Source organism: Ruminococcus sp. CAG:330 (assembly GCF_000437175.1).
Taxonomy (GTDB): domain Bacteria; phylum Bacillota; class Clostridia; order Oscillospirales; family Ruminococcaceae; genus Ruminococcus_C.
In genome coordinates, this window is the sequence record NZ_FR898038.1 from 1 (window position 1) to 3,123 (window position 3,123).

Annotated in this window: 3 protein-coding genes and 2 tRNA genes; 1 reads left to right on the forward strand and 4 read right to left on the reverse strand. The window is 57.3% G+C overall.

Annotated elements, in window-relative coordinates:
* Positions 1-217: 217 nt before the first annotated feature.
* From QZL66_RS04575 to QZL66_RS04590, 4 genes are all read right to left on the reverse strand, one after another.
* Positions 218-292, reverse strand: a tRNA-Glu gene (locus QZL66_RS04575).
* A 4-nt stretch (positions 293-296) separates the two neighbouring features.
* Positions 297-373: transfer RNA gene (locus QZL66_RS04580), tRNA-Met, on the reverse strand.
* A 174-nt stretch (positions 374-547) separates the two neighbouring features.
* On the reverse strand, positions 548-901 hold the full coding sequence (gene spoVAE / locus QZL66_RS04585; protein ID WP_226944240.1) for a stage V sporulation protein AE: 354 nt from the start codon (positions 899-901) through the stop codon (positions 548-550).
* A 29-nt stretch (positions 902-930) separates the two neighbouring features.
* Positions 931-1,956 (reverse strand): stage V sporulation protein AD, encoded by a 1,026-nt coding sequence (locus QZL66_RS04590; RefSeq protein ID WP_022410568.1) that lies wholly within the window; start codon positions 1,954-1,956, stop codon positions 931-933.
* A 734-nt stretch (positions 1,957-2,690) separates the two neighbouring features.
* Here QZL66_RS04590 and QZL66_RS04595 point away from each other — a divergent pair.
* Positions 2,691-3,123: SpoVA/SpoVAEb family sporulation membrane protein (locus QZL66_RS04595; protein ID WP_293601856.1), on the forward strand; the 433-nt coding region annotated here is incomplete at its 3' end.

Below are 3,123 nucleotides of genomic sequence, written 5' to 3' on the forward strand. Positions count from 1 at the left end.
CGCCAGCTGCGCTCAGCTGGAGCAGCCTTTTCGGGGCAACGGTTCTGGAATCATTTTGTTCCTGCACGATGCTTTTTGTACAGCCTGATAGGGCGTTCTGTTCCTGCCCGATGCGTTCCCAAACAAAAAGGGACACGGCGCACCGTGTCCTTTCTCCGCATCGAACCCCGCAAAACGAAAAAATGCCCGAAAGCCTATGCTTCCGAGCATTTGAATCTGGTGACCCGTACGGGAATTGAACCCATGATTCCGCCGTGAAAGGGCGGTGTCTTAACCTCTTGACCAACGGGCCGAAATGGTAGCGGCAGCAGGATTCGAACCAGCGACCAATCGGGTATGAACCGAGTACTCTAGCCAACTGAGCTATGCCGCCACATGAAAAGCAGCTTCAAAACCGCCATTTCCGGCGATTTCTACAATTCCTGCGACTATGATAGTATACTACAAATAGAACCAAAAGTCAAGCGCTTTTTCGAAATTTGTAGATGTGCACAGGCAGAGCGCTGCTTTTTTGCTGTTTTCAAGAAAACTTGCACAAATCCGGGCGCTATTTCTGTTTTGGCGGAAAAATGGCGGCGCAGACCACGCCGAACACCATTGCCGCCGTGATACCGGCAGAAGAGGCGGTCAGACCGCCCATGAACACGCCCAGCAGCCCCTTTTCGTCCACGGACTCCCGCACGCCCTCCGCCAGCAGATTCCCGAATCCGGTCAGGGGCACGCTTGCACCGCCGCCGGCAAACTCCACCAGCTTTGGATAAAGCCCCACCGCCGAGAGCACCACGCCTGCCACCACATATGCCGTGAGGATTCGTGCCGGCGTCAGCTTCGTATAATCGATGAGCACCTGTCCCACGGCGCACAGCGCACCGCCCACCAGAAATGCCCACAGCAAATCCATTCCCATGTCTTTCACTCCTTATTTATCATCTATCGTTGCAACAGAGTTATCTCTACCAAATGGGAGATGCCCGGAATGCTCTCGCCCTGCTGAGATGCCGTGGGGGACATCAGCGCCCCCGTGGCAGCGAACAGGATCTGACGCATTGCGCCGGTTTGCAGCGCCGGCAGGAAGTGGCCGCACAGCAGGCTTGCGCTGCATCCGCAGCCGGAACCGCCGGCGTGGGTGTCCTGCGTCCTGGGGTCAAACATCATGGCACCGCAGTCCCGGTGCACCCTGGTGATGTCATAGCCCTGTTTCATCACCAGATCGCACAGCAGCTCGCTGCCGATCAGCCCCAGATCGCCGGTGACGATGGCATCATAGGCGGAGGGCTGTGTTCCCGTGCCCTGTAAATAGCGGACAATGGTGTCTGCGGCAGCCGGCGCCATGGCAGCGCCCATATTGCTGGCATCGGTCACGCCAAGATCGACGATTTTCCCAATGCATCCGCCTGTGACGCAGATTCCGTCGGGCACGCCGTCCGGCTGTTGTAAGATCACGGCACCCGATGCGGTGCACGTCCACTGTGCCGTGGGCGGGCGCTGTCCGCCATAGGCGAGAGGAAAGCGGAACTGCCGTTCTGCGGTGGAGAAATGGGAGGAGGTCACAGCTGCCGTATATTCGCCGATGCCGGCGGATGCCAGCAGGGAAGCCGTCAGCAGTCCCTCCGCCATGGTGGAACATGCGCCGTAGATGCCCAGAAAGGGGATCTCCAGCGGCCGCAGCCCGTAGGTAGAACCGGTACACTGGTTGATGAGATCGCCGGCACAGATGCAGCTGATGTCCCCATCGGTGAGGGCGCACTTTTTCAGCGCCAGACGGACAGTCTGCTGCTGGAGGGCGCTCTCCGCCTGCTCCCAGGTCTTTTGCCCGAAGTGTGCGTCCTCCTCCACGTGGTCGAAACAGCTGCCGAACGGTCCCTCGCCCTCTTTCTGCCCGACGACGGAAGCGTAGCTGATGATGCGGGGCGGATGGGGGAATTGAAATACCGCACGTGCTCTTGCATGAATCATAGAATCACCTCGCTGGTAGTGTGCCACGGGGGCGGGGGTTTATGCATGTGTGAGGTGCTGTAATTTTACATGACAAAAAGATATGAAAAATTAGGCTCCCCTGAAAGGGGTGATTCCCCATGGAATGGGGAAATGTCACGAAGTGACAAAAGGGACCGCTCAGTAAGAGCTGGCAGTGCGTAGCACTGACTGAGGGGTCTCTACCTGTGAAAAGATTTTACGAGAGAACCCCTCCGAGCGGCTTCGCCGCCCACCTCCCCTTTCAGGGGAGGCATGTCTTCTCAAACGATTTGTAGGGACACGGCGTGCCGTGTCCGCCGGTTTATGTCAAGGTACATCCCGTTGAAAACGTTCCACCGGAACGTTTCCAAAATCAAAGAACTGCAAACGGCACACAAGGGCGGAGCGGTCTTGTTCGCTCCGCCCTCGAAAAGCTGTCGCTTTTCTCACCCACCTTCCCCGTGCGCCAAAAGCATGGCGCAGGGAATTTCGCTGTCTGCGGACAGCGACTTAGAGGGACGTGCCCTCTAAGAACTCCTCGCCAACTGTGCTCAGTTGGATCAGCCTTATGGGGCAACAATTACAAAATCGCTCTGTTTCCGCACGATGGTTTTTGATATTTGTCGTTAGGATTTTCCCTTATCGTGTATCAATTCCCCGCATAAATCCGGCTTTCTGCGCAACAATAAATGCGTGCCCGAAACAGACACGCATTTTGAATTGAGGTGATCGCATTGAACATCAGCCGTGAACTCTATCAAACCATGCAGGATCAGACCGCCCCGAAATCCAAGGCGTGGAAAAACATCCCCCTCGCCTTTCTCATCGGCGGACTCATCTGCGCCATTGGCGAAGCCGGCATCCACATCCTCACCGAATTTTGCGGGGTGGAACAGAAAACCGCCTCCGCATGGATCTCCATCGGGCTGGTTGCCGTCAGCGCCGTCTGCACCGGTCTGGGCTGGTACGCCAAACTGGGCAAGCACGCCGGCGCAGGCACGCTGGTGCCCATCACCGGCTTTGCCAACGGCGTGGTATCCTCCGCCATCGAGGCACGCACCGAGGGCTGGATTCTGGGGATCGGCACGAAGATTTTCACCATTGCCGGTCCCGTCATTCTCTACGGCACAGCCGCCTCCATGGTGTACGGCATCCTGTACTACTTCT

What these genes read in the sequence shown, in the direction of transcription:
- spoVAE (WP_226944240.1), bottom strand. Translation starts at nt 901, where the DNA reads ATGGATTTGCTGTGGGCATTTCTGGTGGGCGGTGCGCTGTGCGCCGTG.
- QZL66_RS04590 (WP_022410568.1), bottom strand. Translation starts at nt 1,956, where the DNA reads ATGATTCATGCAAGAGCACGTGCGGTATTTCAATTCCCCCATCCGCCC.